The organism is Pseudomonas sp. SZ40, from assembly GCF_052958135.1.
In genome coordinates, this window is sequence record NZ_JBQWIF010000014.1 from 66292 (window position 1) to 80784 (window position 14493).

11 protein-coding genes are annotated in these 14493 nt (G+C 61.5%); all 11 read right to left on the reverse strand.

Annotated features, from left to right (window positions below; genetic code table 11):
- Positions 1–176: 176 nt before the first annotated feature.
- Entirely contained in the window at positions 177–1409 is a 1233-nt protein-coding gene (locus ACT9T4_RS13290; RefSeq protein ID WP_499117395.1) for a multifunctional CCA addition/repair protein, read from the reverse strand.
- A gap of 86 nt (positions 1410–1495) precedes the next feature.
- Positions 1496–3067: a SpoVR family protein gene (locus ACT9T4_RS13295; protein WP_042556582.1), complete on the reverse strand. Its 1572-nt coding sequence runs from the start codon at positions 3065–3067 to the stop codon at positions 1496–1498.
- Positions 3064–4335, reverse strand: coding sequence for a YeaH/YhbH family protein (locus ACT9T4_RS13300; RefSeq protein WP_042556583.1), 1272 nt, complete (start codon positions 4333–4335; stop codon positions 3064–3066). The genes ACT9T4_RS13295 and ACT9T4_RS13300 overlap by 4 nt, the downstream gene beginning before the upstream one ends.
- Before the next feature lie 103 nt (positions 4336–4438).
- Positions 4439–6361, reverse strand: a complete 1923-nt coding sequence (locus ACT9T4_RS13305; RefSeq protein WP_042556584.1) for a PrkA family serine protein kinase — start codon at positions 6359–6361, stop codon at positions 4439–4441.
- Positions 6362–6778: 417 nt separating this feature from the next.
- Positions 6779–7108, reverse strand: coding sequence for a thiosulfate sulfurtransferase GlpE (gene glpE / locus ACT9T4_RS13310; protein WP_042556585.1), 330 nt, complete (start codon positions 7106–7108; stop codon positions 6779–6781).
- Positions 7105–7929, reverse strand: coding sequence for a symmetrical bis(5'-nucleosyl)-tetraphosphatase (locus tag ACT9T4_RS13315; RefSeq protein WP_499117398.1), 825 nt, complete (start codon positions 7927–7929; stop codon positions 7105–7107). The genes glpE and ACT9T4_RS13315 overlap by 4 nt, the downstream gene beginning before the upstream one ends.
- A complete protein-coding gene (gene apaG / locus ACT9T4_RS13320) occupies positions 7929–8309 on the reverse strand; it encodes a Co2+/Mg2+ efflux facilitator ApaG/CorD (protein WP_042556587.1) in 381 nt (126 codons plus the stop codon). Before apaG ends, ACT9T4_RS13315 begins: the two co-directional genes overlap by 1 nt.
- A 14-nt stretch (positions 8310–8323) precedes the next feature.
- The gene (gene rsmA / locus ACT9T4_RS13325; protein ID WP_179539795.1) at positions 8324–9136 is read right to left on the reverse strand and encodes a 16S rRNA (adenine(1518)-N(6)/adenine(1519)-N(6))-dimethyltransferase RsmA; all 813 of its coding nucleotides are present in this window, start codon (positions 9134–9136) and stop codon (positions 8324–8326) included.
- Between the two features lie 91 nt (positions 9137–9227).
- Entirely contained in the window at positions 9228–10244 is a 1017-nt protein-coding gene (gene pdxA, locus ACT9T4_RS13330; RefSeq protein WP_499117401.1) for a 4-hydroxythreonine-4-phosphate dehydrogenase PdxA, read from the reverse strand.
- A gap of 99 nt (positions 10245–10343) precedes the next feature.
- Positions 10344–11633: a peptidylprolyl isomerase gene (locus ACT9T4_RS13335; RefSeq protein ID WP_042556590.1), complete on the reverse strand. Its 1290-nt coding sequence runs from the start codon at positions 11631–11633 to the stop codon at positions 10344–10346.
- Positions 11620–14403, reverse strand: a complete 2784-nt coding sequence (locus ACT9T4_RS13340; protein WP_499117403.1) for an LPS-assembly protein LptD — start codon at positions 14401–14403, stop codon at positions 11620–11622. The genes ACT9T4_RS13335 and ACT9T4_RS13340 overlap by 14 nt, the downstream gene beginning before the upstream one ends.
- Positions 14404–14493: the final 90 nt, after the last annotated feature.

The following is a 14493-nucleotide window of genomic DNA, read 5'->3' on the forward strand; positions in this document are numbered from 1 at the left end:
GCAGTTTTCCAACCATTCCAAAGCGATAACGACAACCTGGCGAAAGCCGCCGTTCATTGTGTGGGGCGCCAGTTGGTGGGCTGAAGCGGATCGCCGCCCGGCCCACCCGGTTAGATGCGCGGCTGTAGGGTGGGCTTCAGCCCACCAAATCGAAGGTCCGCTTTCGCCTTGAGGTGCTAAGTCTCCCCGCGGATTTGCTTGAAAGCCTTGAGCGCTGCAAGGCGCTCGCGACTGAGGGCGTCGCCCAGTTCGGCGCCCTTGTAACCGCGCTCAAGAAGGGGCTGCACGGCGACGTCACGAACCGCCTGCATGGCGCCCAGCAGGTAGCCGGCTTGCGGGTACTCACGCTGTTCCAGGCCATGACGACCCCGGGCATCCATTTCGCTGGCGGCCACGAAAGCCTCGAAGCGCTGCGGGCGGCGGAACACGTCGAAGCGCTGCATCAGCTCCAGCAGCGTAGAGGCTCGCAGCTCCATGGCGCGGTGGGCGTGGGTGTGGAACTCCCCGACCAGTTCGGCCAACTCCTGGCATTCCCGGGGTACCTTGCAGCGGCTGTTGATCGCCTGGATCAGCGGGATGCCGTGCTGTTCGTGGGCGATATGCCTAGGCCATTCGGCGGGCTCGGTGAGGCCCTTGCCCACGTCGTGCAGCAGGCAGGCCCAGCGGACCGGCAGCGGTTGATCGTGTTCGGCGCACTGGCGCAGCACGGCCAGTACGTGGATGCCGGTGTCTATCTCGGGGTGATGAGCCGGTGGCTGCGGTACGCCGAACAGCGCATCCACCTCGGGTAGCAGGGCAGCCAGGGCTCCGCAGTCGTGCAATACCTGAATGAAAACGTCAGGTCGTGGCTCCATCAGAGCACGGGAGATCTCTTTCCAACTGCGTTCCGGCGTCAGGGCGTCCAGCTCGCCGGATTCCGCAAGTTGGCGCATCAGCGCCTGGGTCTCGGCGGCCACGCTGAAGCCCAGTGGTGCATAACGGGCTGCGAAGCGCGCTACCCGCAAAACACGCAGTGGGTCCTCGGCGAAAGCCGGCGAGACATGCCGCAGCTGTTTGGCAGCCAGGTCGCGTTGCCCGCCATAGGGGTCGATAAGCCCGCCATCTGGATCCTCGGCGATGGCGTTGATGGTCAGGTCGCGGCGGATCAGATCCTCTTCGAGAGTCACTTCCGGGCTGGCATGGAAGGTGAAGCCGCCGTAGCCGCGGCCACTCTTGCGTTCGGTACGCGCCAGGGCGTATTCCTCGCCTGTTTGCGGGTGCAGGAACACCGGGAAATCCGCGCCAACCGGGCGATAGCCCGCTTCCAGCATGGCCTCGGCAGTAGCGCCGACCACGACCCAGTCGATCTCGGTGACCGGGCGGCCGAGCAGGCGATCTCGTACGGCGCCGCCAACTTTATAGATGAGCATAGGGTTCTCCGTCATCGGCAGAGGATAACCGCTGTGCCGGAGTCTGTCGTTGCGCACGAAGACGCGGGCCCAATCAGGGCCCGCTATCAAAGTGGAGGGATATGCAGATCCAGGCGCGGAAACTCGCCGTTCGCGGCCGTGTCGCTTTTGGGCGGCACGTGCTGGGTGTTGACGATCTGTTCGCCCTGCAGGGTCTGCAGGTGGATATCGAAGCCCCACAGCCGGTGCAGGTGCTTGAGTACTTCCTCGGTGGAGCTGCCCAGCGGTTTGCGGTCGTGCTGGAAGTGACGCAGGGTCAGTGAGCGATCGCCGCGCCGGTCGATGCTCCAGATCTGCACGTTGGGTTCGCGATTGCCCAGGTTGTACTGGGCCGCCAGGGTTTCGCGGATGGTGCGGTAGCCTGGCTCGTCATGGATGGCGGGCACGCTCAACTCGTCCTTCTGGTCATCATCGAGAATGCTGAACAGCTTCAGGTCACGGATTACCTTGGGCGACAGGTACTGCAGGATGAAACTCTCGTCCTTGAAGCTGGTCATGGCGAATTTCAGTGTGCTCAGCCAGTCGCTGCCGGCAATGTCCGGGAACCAGTGGCGATCTTCTTCCGTCGGCTCTTCGCAAATGCGGCGGATGTCGCGATACATCGCGAAGCCCAGCGCGTAGGGATTGATGCCGCTGTAATAGGGGCTGTCGAAAGACGGTTGCAGCACCACGCTGGTGTGCGACTGCAAGAACTCCATCATGAAACCTTCGGTAACCAGGCCTTCGTCGTAGAGGTCGTTCATCAGGGTGTAATGCCAGAAGGTCGCCCAGCCCTCGTTCATGACCTGGGTCTGGCGCTGGGGATAGAAATACTGGGCGATCTTGCGCACGATGCGGATTACTTCGCGCTGCCAGGGCTCCAGCAGCGGGGCGTGCTTTTCCAGGAAATACAGGATGTTTTCCTGGGGCTCCGCTGGAAAGCGCTTGCTGTCGCCGTCACCGGCCTTGCTGGCGCTCTTGGGGATGGTGCGCCACAGATCGTTGATCTGGCGCTGCAGGTGCTCTTCGCGGTCCTTCTGGCGACGTCGCTCCTCTTCGGCGGAGATTGGGTAGGGCCGCTTGTAGCGATCCACACCGTAGTTCATCAGCGCATGGCAGGAGTCGATCAGGTCCTCGACCGCGTCGATGCCATGGCGCTCTTCGCACTGGGTGATGTACTGCTTGGCGAACACCAGGTAATCGATGATCGAACTGGCGTCGGTCCAGGTGCGGAACAGGTAGTTGCCCTTGAAGAAGCTGTTGTGACCGTAACAGGCATGGGCGATCACCAGCGCCTGCATGGTGATGGTGTTTTCCTCCATCAGGTAGGCGATGCAGGGGTCGGAGTTGATCACGATTTCGTAAGCCAGCCCCATCTGGCCGCGGCTGTAGGACTTTTCAGTGCTGAGGAACTGTTTGCCGTACGACCAGTGGTGATAACCCAGTGGCATACCTACCGATGCGTAGGCATCCATCATCTGCTCGGCGGTGATCACCTCGATCTGGTTCGGATAGGTGTCCAGCGCATAGCGTTCGGCGAGCCGGCTGATTTCCCGGTCGTAGTCGCGAATCAGCTCGAAGGTCCATTCCGAGCCGGTGGACAGGGGCTGGCGTTTCCTGTTGCTGGCGCTGCTGCTCATGTCGAAAGCCTCCGCTGGAACAGTTCGCGGAATACCGGGTAGATATCTCCCGCCGATACCAGTTGCTGTTGGGCGAAGGTCTCGTCGAAGGCTTCGGCGACCCGTTCGTATTCGAACCACAGAGCCTGGTGCTCGCGCGGGGTGATTTCCACGTAGGTGAAGTACTGCACGAAAGGCATGATCTGCTTGATCAGGATGTCTCTGCACACCGGTGAGTCGTCGTTCCAGTTGTCACCGTCGGAAGCCTGGGCGCCGTAGATGTTCCATTCGTTGACCGGGTAACGCTCGGCCATGATCTCCTGCATCATTTTCAGGGCGCTGGATACGATGGTGCCGCCGGTTTCCCGCGAGTAGAAGAACTCTTCCTCGTCCACTTCCTTGGCACTGGTGTGGTGGCGGATGAAGACCACATCGATCTTGTCGTAATTGCGCTTGAGGAACAGGTACAGGAGGATGAAGAAGCGCTTGGCGACATCCTTGGTGGCCTGGGTCATGGAGCCGGACACGTCCATCAGGCAGAACATCACCGCCTTGGAGCTGGGCGTGGGGTGTTTGACCAGCAGGTTGTACTTGAGGTCGAAGGTATCGAGAAACGGCACGCGGTGAATGCGCGCGCTAAGCCGTTCGATTTCAGCCTCGAGAAGCTGAATGTCGCCGAAGTTGTCCGGTTCTTCTCTACGCAGGCGTTCCAGCTCGGCTTTGGTTTCCCGCAGCTTTGCCCGGCTGCTGCCGGATAGTGCGATACGCCGCGCGTGTGCCGAACGCAAGGTGCGGATGATGTTGATCCGCGACGGATTGCCTTCGCTGCTGATCCCGGCGCGTACGGTCTTGAAGGTTTCGGCACCGGTCAGGTGGCGCTTGACCAGATTGGGTAGCTCCAGATCCTCGAACATGAAGTCGAGGAATTCTTCCTGGGTGATCTGGAAGACGAACTCATCCATGCCGTCGCCGGAGTTGCTGGCCTTGCCTGCCCCCTGGCCACCGCCGCCACCCTGCGGCCGCGGGATGCGTTCGCCGGCGATGAAGTCCTTGTTGCCCGGATGCACGACGGTCTGCTTGCCGCCCCGGCCATGGTGCAGCACCGGTTCGTCGATATCGCGCCCTGGAATGCTGATCTGCTCGCCGTGTTCCATATCGGTGATGGAGCGGCGGCTAACCGCCTCTTCCACAGCCTTCTTGATGTGATCACGGTAACGACGGATGAACCGCTGGCGGTTCACCGTGCTCTTGTTCTTGCCATTCAGGCGACGGTCGATCACGTAGCTCATAGGCCCTCCGGGCCAGCTTAAAGCGGCAAGCTACAAGCTGCAGGTCGGCCGTATCTGGCCCGTGCTTTTCTTGCAGCTTGAAGCCTGGCGCTTGTGGCTGCTGTTATTGCGATTTACGTACGCGCAAATACCACTCGGACAGCAGGCGCACCTGCTTCTCGGTGTAACCGCGCTCGACCATTCGTTTGACGAAGTCGTTGTGCTTCTGCTGGTCCTCCTTGCTGGCCTTGGCGTTGAAGCTGATGACGGGCAGCAGGTCTTCGGTGTTGGAGAACATCTTCTTCTCGATCACCACACGCAGCTTCTCGTAGCTCAGCCAGGTCGGATTCTTGCCGTTGTTGTTGGCGCGGGCACGCAGCACGAAATTGACGATTTCGTTGCGGAAATCCTTCGGGTTACTGATGCCGGCGGGCTTCTCGATCTTCTCCAGTTCCTCGTTGAGGGCGACGCGATTGAGGATCTCGCCGGTCTCCGGATCGCGGTATTCCTGGTCCTGGATCCAGAAGTCCGCATACAGCACGTAACGGTCGAAGATGTTCTGGCCATACTCGCTGTAGGACTCGAGATAGGCGGTCTGAATCTCCTTGCCGATGAACTCGATGTAGCGCGGTGCCAGGTATTCCTTGATGAAGCGCAGATAGCGTTCGCGTACTTCGCCGGGGAACTGCTCCTGCTCGATCTGCTGCTCCAGCACGTAGAGCAGATGCACCGGGTTGGCGGCGATCTCATGGGGGTCGAAGTTGAACACCTTGGAGAGAATCTTGAAGGCGAAGCGGGTCGACAGACCATTCATGCCCTCGTCCACGCCAGCGGCATCGCGATACTCCTGAATCGATTTGGCCTTTGGATCGGTGTCCTTGAGGTTTTCCCCGTCGTAGACGCGCATCTTCGAGTAGATGTTGGAGTTGTCCGGCTCCTTGAGGCGCGACAGCGTGGAGAACTGGGCCAGCATCTTCAGCGTATCCGGCGCGCAGTGCGCGTTGGCCAGCGAACTGCTGATCAACAGCTTGTCGTAGATCTTGATCTCGTCGTTGACGCGCAGGCAGTAGGGCACCTTGACGATGTAGATACGGTCGATGAATGCTTCATTGTTCTTGTTGTTGCGGAAGGTATGCCATTCCGATTCGTTGGAGTGGGCCAGCAGAATGCCGTTGTAGGGAATCGCCCCAAGGCCTTCGGTGCTGTTGTAGTTGCCTTCCTGGGTGGCGGTGAGCAGTGGGTGCAGCACCTTGATAGGCGCCTTGAACATCTCGACGAATTCCATCAGGCCCTGGTTGGCCCGGCACAGCGCGCCCGAGTAGCTGTAGGCGTCGGCATCGTTTTGCGGGTACTCCTCGAGCTTGCGGATGTCCACCTTGCCCACCAGGGCGGAAATATCCTGGTTGTTCTCGTCGCCAGGCTCGGTCTTGGCGATGGCGATCTGGTTGAGGATCGAAGGGTAGAGCTTGACCACCCGGAACTGGCTGATATCGCCGCCGAACTCGGCCAGGCGCTTGCTGGCCCAGGGCGACATGATGCTGCCCAGGTAGCGCCGCTCGATACCGTAATCTTCCTCCAGAATCGCGGCGTCCTCGGCGGCATTGAACAGCCCCAGCGGGGACTCGAAGACCGGCGAGCCCTTGATGGCGTAGAAGGGAACCTTCTCCATCAGTTGCTTGAGCTTTTCAGCCAGCGACGATTTACCGCCACCGACCGGGCCCAGCAAGTAGAGGATCTGTTTCTTCTCTTCCAGGCCCTGAGCGGCGTGCCGGAAGTAGGAAACGATCTGCTCTATGCATTCTTCCATGCCGTGGAAGTCGGCGAAGGCGGGATAGCGACGGATCACCTTGTTGGAAAAGATGCGCGACAACCGCGGGGTATGCGACGTATCGAGCAGCTCCGGTTCGCCGATCGCCATCAGCAACCTTTCGGAGGCGCTGGCGTAGGCGCTGCGATCCTGTTTGCACAGTTCGAGGTACTCCTGCAGCGAGTACTCCTCCTGGCGGGTCGCCTCGAATCGTTGCTGGAAGTGACTGAAAATGCTCATGACTTCACCTCGCTCGATGCTTGGAGCCGGCCGGGATCGGTCGAGCGGGTGCATGCAGGCCCGGCGCTTGCGCAACCGGGATGAATCCCCCGAGCACCCCCGCAGCCAGTCAGAACCTCGTGGTCGGCCTGTCCGTGGCGTGGCAGGTTAGAGGACAGCCGCCGCCGGGTGTTACCCGTGCGGCGTATCGGCTGCCTTCTCCTGCCATGACCATTCGTTGCATGGCCTGACTGTCTGCTGAAGGTGGTTACCGATGGCCCGTTCGGCCGATTGGCCGGCTACCTGAATTGGGATGGCCTGAGGTAAGGATAGTTCGGAATCGGCAGGGTCAAGGCGCAATCGCCGATAGTCGCCCCGTCGCGGCGCCCTTGAGGGGGCCAAGCCCAGTGCTGGCGCGGGCCTGGCGGGAGAATTTTTTTATTCCGGCTGGCTGGACGCGGTTTCCTGCGGGAAGGTGTTGCGCCACAGTTCGAAGCCACCATCGAGGCTGTAGACGTCGGAGAAGCCTTGGCCAACCAGGTACGCGGCTGCGCTCTGGCTCGAGTTGCCGTGGTAGCAGGCGACGATCACCGGCCCGTCGAGATCGGCCTTGGCGATGAAGTCAGGCAGCGAGTAGTTGTCCAGGTGCTGTGACCCGCTGATATGCCCGGCAGCGAAGCTCTGCGGGTCACGGATGTCGACCACCACCGCGCCATTCTCACGCAGGGCGTGGGCCTGTTCCGGGGGGATGCGTTTGAACTCGCTCATGCTGTTTCCTCATTGCAGTCGCAGCGATGATACTCGCCGCTGTCGATATTCATCAGGGTCAGGCTGCCGCCCCACACGCAGCCCGAATCCAGGGCGAACACCCCAGGCTCATCGCAATGCCCTTCCAGGGAGGCCCAGTGGCCGAAAACGATCTTCTGGCCACGGGTCTTGCGTTGTTTGTGGCTGAACCAGGGCAAGTAGCCGGCGGGTGCGGTGCCCAAGCCTTCCTTGCTTTTCAGGTCCAGGGTGCCGTCCGCCTTGCAGAAGCGCATGCGGGTGAAATAGTTGGTGATCACCCGCAGTCGCGCCACACCCTGCAGTTCCTTGTCCCAGCGCGCAGGCTCGTTGCCGTACATGCCGTCGAGGAACATCGGGTAGAGGGCGTCATCGGCCAGCGCGCCCTCGACTTCAGCCGCACGCCTGAGCGCCTTGGCCATGTTCCATTGCGGGGGAATGCCTGCGTGCACCAGGGCCATGTCACGCTGCTCATCGTAATGCAGCAGTTTTTGCCTGCGCAGCCAGTCGAGCAGCTCGTCGCGATCCTCCGCCTCGAGGATTTCCCGCAGGGTGTCGCCGCGCTTCAAGCGTTCGATGTTGCGCGAGGCAGCCAGCAGGTGCAGGTCATGATTGCCCAGCACGCAGACCAGTGCGTGGCGCATGCGATACAGGAAACGCAGCGTTTCCAGCGAGTCGGGGCCGCGGTTGATCAGGTCGCCGACCAGCCACAGGCGATCATGCTCGGGATTGAACGCGACGCGCTGCAGCAGGCATTGCAGCGGTTTGAGGCAGCCCTGCAGATCACCAACGGCATAGGTCGCCATCAGTGCAGGGCACCAGGTACGGCAAGACGGAAGGGCGCGATGGGCGCGTCGAAGCGTTTGCCGTCATCGGCGATCATCTGGTAACTGCCCTGCATGGTGCCAACCTGAGTCGCCATCAGCGTGCCGCTGCTGTAGCTGTGACTGGTGCCTGGCTCGATCAACGGTTGCTCGCCAATCACCCCGGCGCCACGCACCTCCTGAACCTGACCGTTGCCATCGGTGATCAGCCAGTGGCGCGACAGCAATTGCGCGGGCAGGCTGCCCGTGTTGGCGATGGTCACGTCGTAGGCGAACGCGAAGCGGTTCTGCTGCGGCTGCGACTGCTCCGGCAGGTAGCGGGTGACGATACTGACGTCTATCTGGTAACGAGGGTCGGACATGGGCACTCGGCAAGTCAGGTGAGCGAAGGGGCGGGTTGTTCCGCCAACTGATCGGCCAGGCGCACGAAGGCGGCCAGATCCAACTGTTCCGGGCGCAAGCTGCCGTCGACGCCAGCCGCCTCGATTTCGCTGGCTGGGAGCAGGGCCTTGAGGGTGTTGCGCAGGGTCTTGCGACGCTGGTTGAAAGCTTCGCGCACCACCCGCTCGAGCAGATGATGGTCTTTGGCCGGGTGCGGCAGCTGCTTGTGCGGCGTCAGCCGGACGATGGCCGAGTCCACCTTGGGGGGCGGGTTGAAGGCGCCGGGGCCGACGTTGAACAGATGTTCAACCTGACAATGGTACTGGACCATGATCGACAGGCGACCCCAATCGCCGCCACCAGGGCCGGCAGCCAGGCGTTCGACCACTTCCTTCTGCAGCATGAAGTGCATGTCGCGGATCAGGTGGGCGTTGGCAAGCAGGTGAAAAATCAGTGGCGTGGAGATGTTGTAGGGCAGGTTGCCGACCACGCGCAGGCTGCCAGGCTCGGCCTGCAGGCGGGCGAAGTCGAATTTGAGGGCATCGCCCTGATTCAGGCGAAAACGCGGTTCATTGCCGAACTTCGCTTCCAGAATGGGGATCAGGTCGAGATCCAGCTCGATCACGTCGAGCCTGGCGCCACTGTTCAGCAGCCCCTCGGTCAGTGCGCCCTGGCCCGGGCCGATCTCCAGCAGGTGTTCGCTGTCACGGGCATGGATGGCGCGCAGGATGCGATGGATCACGCCGGCATCGTGAAGGAAGTTCTGGCCAAAGCGTTTGCGCGCACGGTGTTGGTAAGGCTCGGACATCGAAGAGCAGCTCCAAGCTTCAAGCTGCAAGCCATAAGCGACAGCAGAAAGCGGTAAGGCGAAAACGCTCAGTTTAGCAGGGAAAGGGCTTCTACTTGTGGCTTGTCGCTTGCAGCTTGCGGCTGCCCTGGGCCATTTCATAGGCAGTTTCCAGAGCGACCTGCAGGCTGCCGCAGTCGATCCGGCCGCTGCCGGCCAGATCCAGAGCGGTGCCGTGATCGACCGAAGTGCGAACGATCGGCAGGCCCAGGGTCACGTTCACGGCAGCCCCGAAGCCTTTGTACTTGAGTACCGGCAGCCCCTGATCGTGGTACATGGCCAGCACCGCGTCGCAGTGTTCCAGGTGTTTTGGCGTGAACAGGGTATCGGCCGGCAGTGGGCCGATCAGGTCGATGCCCTCGCCACGCAAGCGCTGCAGTGCCGGTTCGATGATGTCGATTTCCTCGCGACCAAGGTGGCCGCCTTCTCCAGCGTGAGGGTTGAGACCGCAGACCAGAATACGGGGTGCGGCAATGCCGAACTTGTCGCGCAGGTCGGCATGCAGAATGCGTGTCACGCGTTGCAGGCGCTCTTCGGTGATCGCGTCAGCCACCTCCTTGAGCGGCAGGTGGGTGGTCACCAGGGCAACGCGCAGGCCATGGGTTGCCAGCATCATCACCACCTGCTCGGTATGCGTCAGGTCGGCGAGGAATTCGGTGTGGCCGGAAAAAGCGATGCCAGCATCGTTGATGATGCCCTTGTGTACCGGTGCGGTTATCAGCCCTGCGAAATCGCCGTCCAGGCAACCCTGGCCCGCGCGCGTAAGGGTCTGCAGTACGTAGGCCGCATTGGCCTTGTCCAGTTTGCCGGTTGTTACCGGCTGCCCCAGAGGTGTATCCCATACATACAGGCTGCCAGCTGGGGCCGGCTGCTGCGGCCAGTTGCCGGGGGCGGTTTCGATCAGGCTGATGGTCAGCCCTAGCTCCACCGCGCGCGCCTTCAGCAATGCGCTGCTGGCGATGCAGATCAGCGCATGGGTCTGGCGTTGGGTGGCGAGCAGCAGGCATAGATCCGGGCCAATGCCGGCGGGTTCTCCGGGGGTGAGGGCGAAGCGCAGGCAGTTGGTCATGATCGGCTCTCGAGGGCAGGGCATTGGCGATTCTAGCGCAGGCGCAAATGAAAAAGCCCGGCGCTGGGCCGGGCTCTTCGGTGCAGCATCAACGCGTATTTACAGCTTGATCTCCACATAGGCTTCGTCGCGGATCTGGCGCAGCCAGGTCTGCAGCTCTTCCTCGTACTTGCGGTTGCGCAGCAGGTTCAGCGCCTGCTGTTCGCGCATCTGCTCGCTACTGTCAGTGGCGCGACGGCCCATGACCTGCAGCACGTGCCAGCCGAACTGGCTCTTGAAGGGCTTGGAAACTTCACCGCTGGCGGTATTGTTCATCACTTCGCGGAACTCGGGGACCAGCGCGTTGGGGTCGATCCAGTTCAGGCTACCGCCATTGAGGGCCGAGCCCGGGTCTTCGGAAAAGCTTTTCGCCAGTTCGGCGAAGTCTTCGCCGGACTGGATGCGCTGGTAGAGGCGCTCCGCCAGAACCTGGGCTTCGGCCTCGCTGCGAATTTCGCTGGGCTTGATCAGGATATGGCGTACGTTCACTTCGTCACGGACGGTCGCTGCTTCGCCACCACGCTTCTCCAGTACCTTGAGCAGGATGAAGCCGCCCGGCGTACGGATCGGTTCGCTCACGTCACCGACGCTCATGGCGCCCAGCATGCTGTCGAACGGCGGTGGCAGTTGAGCGGCTTTACGCCAGCCCATCTCGCCGCCGTCCAGCGCCGTTTCACTGGCCGAGTTGGCGATGGCCAACTGGCCGAAGTCGGCGCCCTGACGTGCTTGCTGGTAGATGTCCTGAGCACGCCGTTCGGCGGTCTGCAGAGCATCGGAGGAGGCATCTTCCTGCACCGGGATGACGATGTTGGCCAGGCGGAACTCTTCCGAAAGCTGCATCTTGCCCAGATCGGAGGCCAGGAAGTTCTTCACTTCCTGATCGGTCACCTGGATGCGTTCGGCCACTCGACGCTGACGCACGCGGCTGATGACCATCTCGCGGGAGACCTGATCACGGGCTTCGTTGAACGACAGGCCGTCCTGGGCCAGTGCAGCACGGAACTGCTCGACGCTCATGCCGTTGCGCTGGGCAATGGTGGTGATCGCCTGGTTGAGTTCTTCGTCGCTGATGCGAATGCCGGAGCGCTCGCCCATCTGCAACTGAATGTTCTCGATGATCAGGCGATCCAGCACCTGCTGGGTCAGCACATTGGCCGGTGGCACCTCGGTGCCGCGTTTGGCGATGGTCTGTTGAACCTCGCGGACACGGGCGTCGAGCTGGGTCTGCATGATCACGTCGTTATCGACGATCGCCACCACGCGGTTGAGGGGCTGTACATCGGCGTGTGCCGCGGTACCCAGAAACAGCGCGCCCAACAGCAGCGGGCGCACGCACTCAGAAAGCTTCATCTTCACGTTTACGATAACCTTGAATGCCTTGGTCGAGGAATGTCTCAACGTTGCTACCCGTCACGCCGCCCAGGCCTTTGAGGACGATTTGCAGGAAGATGCCGTTATCCGGCTCGTCGTTGCGCGAGGGGTTGAGGCTGACCTCGTCGTAGTCGATCCAGTAGCGGTTGATGACGCGCAGCTTCCAGCAGCAGCTGTCGTACTCGAAGCCACCGAAGGCTTCCAGGGTACGGTTGCGACCGTAGTCGTACTGCCAGCGGGAAATGACGCTCCACTGCGGACCGAGAGGCCAGATGACGGAGAAGTCATGCTGGCTGATCTTGTAATAGTCCTTGATGAAGTTCGGGTTAGCCGAGCCATCCGCAAGAGTTTCAGTGCCATAGTCACTGCCGAAGCCCCAACGACCGGTGCTCTGGTCATAGTTGAGGGTGTCATTGCGATAGCGATACCCGACGTTGACGATCTTGCGTGGGTTATCCGCTGGCTGGTAGTGGAACATGGCGCTACCCGAACGAGTGCGATGCGCATCCGGATCCCAGTTGAAGTCCGAGGTGAAGCGCCAGTCCTGGTTGTAGCGATACATGTATTCCAGCGCGTAAGGGGAGACCGAAGACTGCGCCTCATCACGGGTGCGGTAATCGATGCCCGGCATCTGCACCTGGCGGTCTTCGAAGTAGAAGGCCTGGCCGATGCTGAAGCGCTGACGCTCGAAACCGTTAGATTCGATCCAGCGGCTGGTTACGCCGAGGGAGATCTTGTTTTCGTCGCCGATGCGATCCTTGCCGCTGAAACGGTTTTCGCGCCACAGCGATGCGTAGTTGAAACTGCTCTCGCCAGTGTCGAATACAGGAATATCGGTCTGGTCTTCCTCAGGCACATAGAGATAGAACAGGCGCGGCTCGAGGGTCTGGCGAGCTTCGCGACCGAACAGTGAGGTCTGGCGGTCGAAATACAGGCCGCTGTCGACGCTGAACATGCCAACGCCACGATTCTGGCTGCTGCTGTACTGCTCATCGGCCAGGAGCGTGTCCTTGCCGCGCTGATCGATATCCAGGTCATAGTTGGTCTGGAGGTACTTGATCTGAGGCTTGATGAAGCCCCAGCTCCAGTCCAGAGGCAGGCTGACTGCTGGCTCTACGTGCATACGGGTGCCGTTGGAGCGTGCTAGACCTTGGATATTTACGTCATTCCAGGGGCCTTCGGAGTTCCCATTTTGGTCGATGTAGTTGCCGCTACGCAGATCGCGATCGAAGCGTACCAGCTCGGTCCCGTAGGTGAAGTTCAGGCCACCCGGCTCGAATGGCAGCTTGCCGTCCAGGGTGATCTGAGGCAAGCGATCGTACGGGGTCACATCGGTGATGGTGGCCAGCTCGTAGGCGTGCGCGTTGAGCTGTGCGGTATAGCTGTCACCCCGCCAGGTCAGCGTGCCACGCTGGTTCACGTAGGTGGACGTTTCGATGCCCAGATCCGTGTTCAGATCCTGGAAGTAGTAAGGGTCACTGATATCGGTGTAGTCGACCTCGGCCAGCAGGCGCTCATTCAAGCCCTGCTTGTGCTGCCAGCTGTACATCCAGCGCTGGTCCTTGTAACCCGACTGCAGCTTGCGGTCGTCATTGCTGTCGTCCAGATAGCCTGCACCGACCTGACCTTCGCTGTTGCGGGTCAGGTAACGGAACTCGCCTTCGAGCAGCAGGCCACGATCGGCCATGTAAGTCGGGTACAGGGTGGCGTCGAAGTTCGGCGCCAGGTTGAAGTAGTACGGTGTCTGCAGCGTCAGGCCGTTGTCGCTCGAGCTGCCGAAGCTCGGAGGCAGGAAGCCGGACTGGCGACGGTCATCGATCGGGAAGTAGATGTACGGTGTGTAGAACACCGGAAAATCCTTGACCCGCAGGGTGACGTTGGTCGCGGTACCGAAACCGGTGGCCGGGTTCAGGGTGATGTTGTTACCCGTCAGGTGCCAGGCGTTGCTGCCAGGTTCGCAGCTAGTGTAAGTACCATCCTTGAGGCGGATGATCGCGGTTTCTTCGCGCTTGGCGTAGGCCGCGCTGCCGCGTACATGAGCGGCGTGCATCACGTACTCGGCGTTGTCGATCCGTGCTTCACCGTTGTCCAGTTGCAGCTCGGCACGATCACCGACGACCAGGGCGCCCTTGTCGCGCAGACGCACATTGCCGACCAGTTCACCGCGGTTTTCCGCCTGGTGCAGGTTGGCTTCGTCAGCCTCGACCTGCATGCCTGCCTGGCGCACGACCACATCACCGGCGAGGGTGGCGACCTGCTCTTCCTGCTGATAGCGGGAGGCGCGAGCCGAAACGAACATCGGCGCTTCGCTCATCGGCGTGGTGTCGTTCATGCCCGGCCGGCTCGGCTCGATGTAGGAGCCGGAGCAGGATGGGCCGATCTCGGCCAGCTGCGCGCTGGTCAGCTGCTCGCGCGGTACCCAGTCCAGGTGGCTGTAATCGGCACTGCGCGATGCCAGCGCCCGGCCACCACTTTCGGTGACTTGCGTTGGTGCGGCCTTGGTCCCAGGCTTGGCAGTGGCCGCCGTCGTCGTGCCGGCACTTACCGCATTGGTGCTGTGCGTCGGCCGAGTCGGCAGATTGGCCGTGCTGGTTTTCGGCGCACAGGCCCAACCGCCAGCAGGCGAAGCCTGGCAATCGAACTGTTCGGCAGCAGTGGCGAATGGGCTGGCGAAGGGTTGCAGGGCCAGCAGGCCGCCCGTTACCAGAAGCGGGAATTTCTTACGAAAAGCGGGGTATTTTACTGCCATCTTGTTTTCCGGGCTTCCTGTGCGCTTTTGGCCCAGGGGCCGCACGCCTCTCGATGGGCTGAAAAAGATGCTGGATAATAAAGCATGACC

Excerpts from the sequence above, each read along its gene's own strand:
- pdxA (WP_499117401.1), bottom strand. The coding sequence starts at position 10,244 with ATGACCAACTGCCTGCGCTTCGCCCTCACCCCCGGAGAACCCGCCGGC.
- glpE (WP_042556585.1), bottom strand. The coding sequence starts at position 7,108 with ATGAGCGAGTTCAAACGCATCCCCCCGGAACAGGCCCACGCCCTGCGT.
- apaG (WP_042556587.1), bottom strand. The coding sequence starts at position 8,309 with ATGTCCGACCCTCGTTACCAGATAGACGTCAGTATCGTCACCCGCTAC.
- ACT9T4_RS13300 (WP_042556583.1), bottom strand. The coding sequence starts at position 4,335 with ATGAGCTACGTGATCGACCGTCGCCTGAATGGCAAGAACAAGAGCACG.
- ACT9T4_RS13305 (WP_042556584.1), bottom strand. The coding sequence starts at position 6,361 with ATGAGCATTTTCAGTCACTTCCAGCAACGATTCGAGGCGACCCGCCAG.
- ACT9T4_RS13290 (WP_499117395.1), bottom strand. The coding sequence starts at position 1,409 with ATGCTCATCTATAAAGTTGGCGGCGCCGTACGAGATCGCCTGCTCGGC.
- ACT9T4_RS13340 (WP_499117403.1), bottom strand. The coding sequence starts at position 14,403 with ATGGCAGTAAAATACCCCGCTTTTCGTAAGAAATTCCCGCTTCTGGTA.
- rsmA (WP_179539795.1), bottom strand. The coding sequence starts at position 9,136 with ATGTCCGAGCCTTACCAACACCGTGCGCGCAAACGCTTTGGCCAGAAC.
- ACT9T4_RS13295 (WP_042556582.1), bottom strand. The coding sequence starts at position 3,067 with ATGAGCAGCAGCGCCAGCAACAGGAAACGCCAGCCCCTGTCCACCGGC.
- ACT9T4_RS13335 (WP_042556590.1), bottom strand. The coding sequence starts at position 11,633 with ATGAAGCTTTCTGAGTGCGTGCGCCCGCTGCTGTTGGGCGCGCTGTTT.
- ACT9T4_RS13315 (WP_499117398.1), bottom strand. The coding sequence starts at position 7,929 with ATGGCGACCTATGCCGTTGGTGATCTGCAGGGCTGCCTCAAACCGCTG.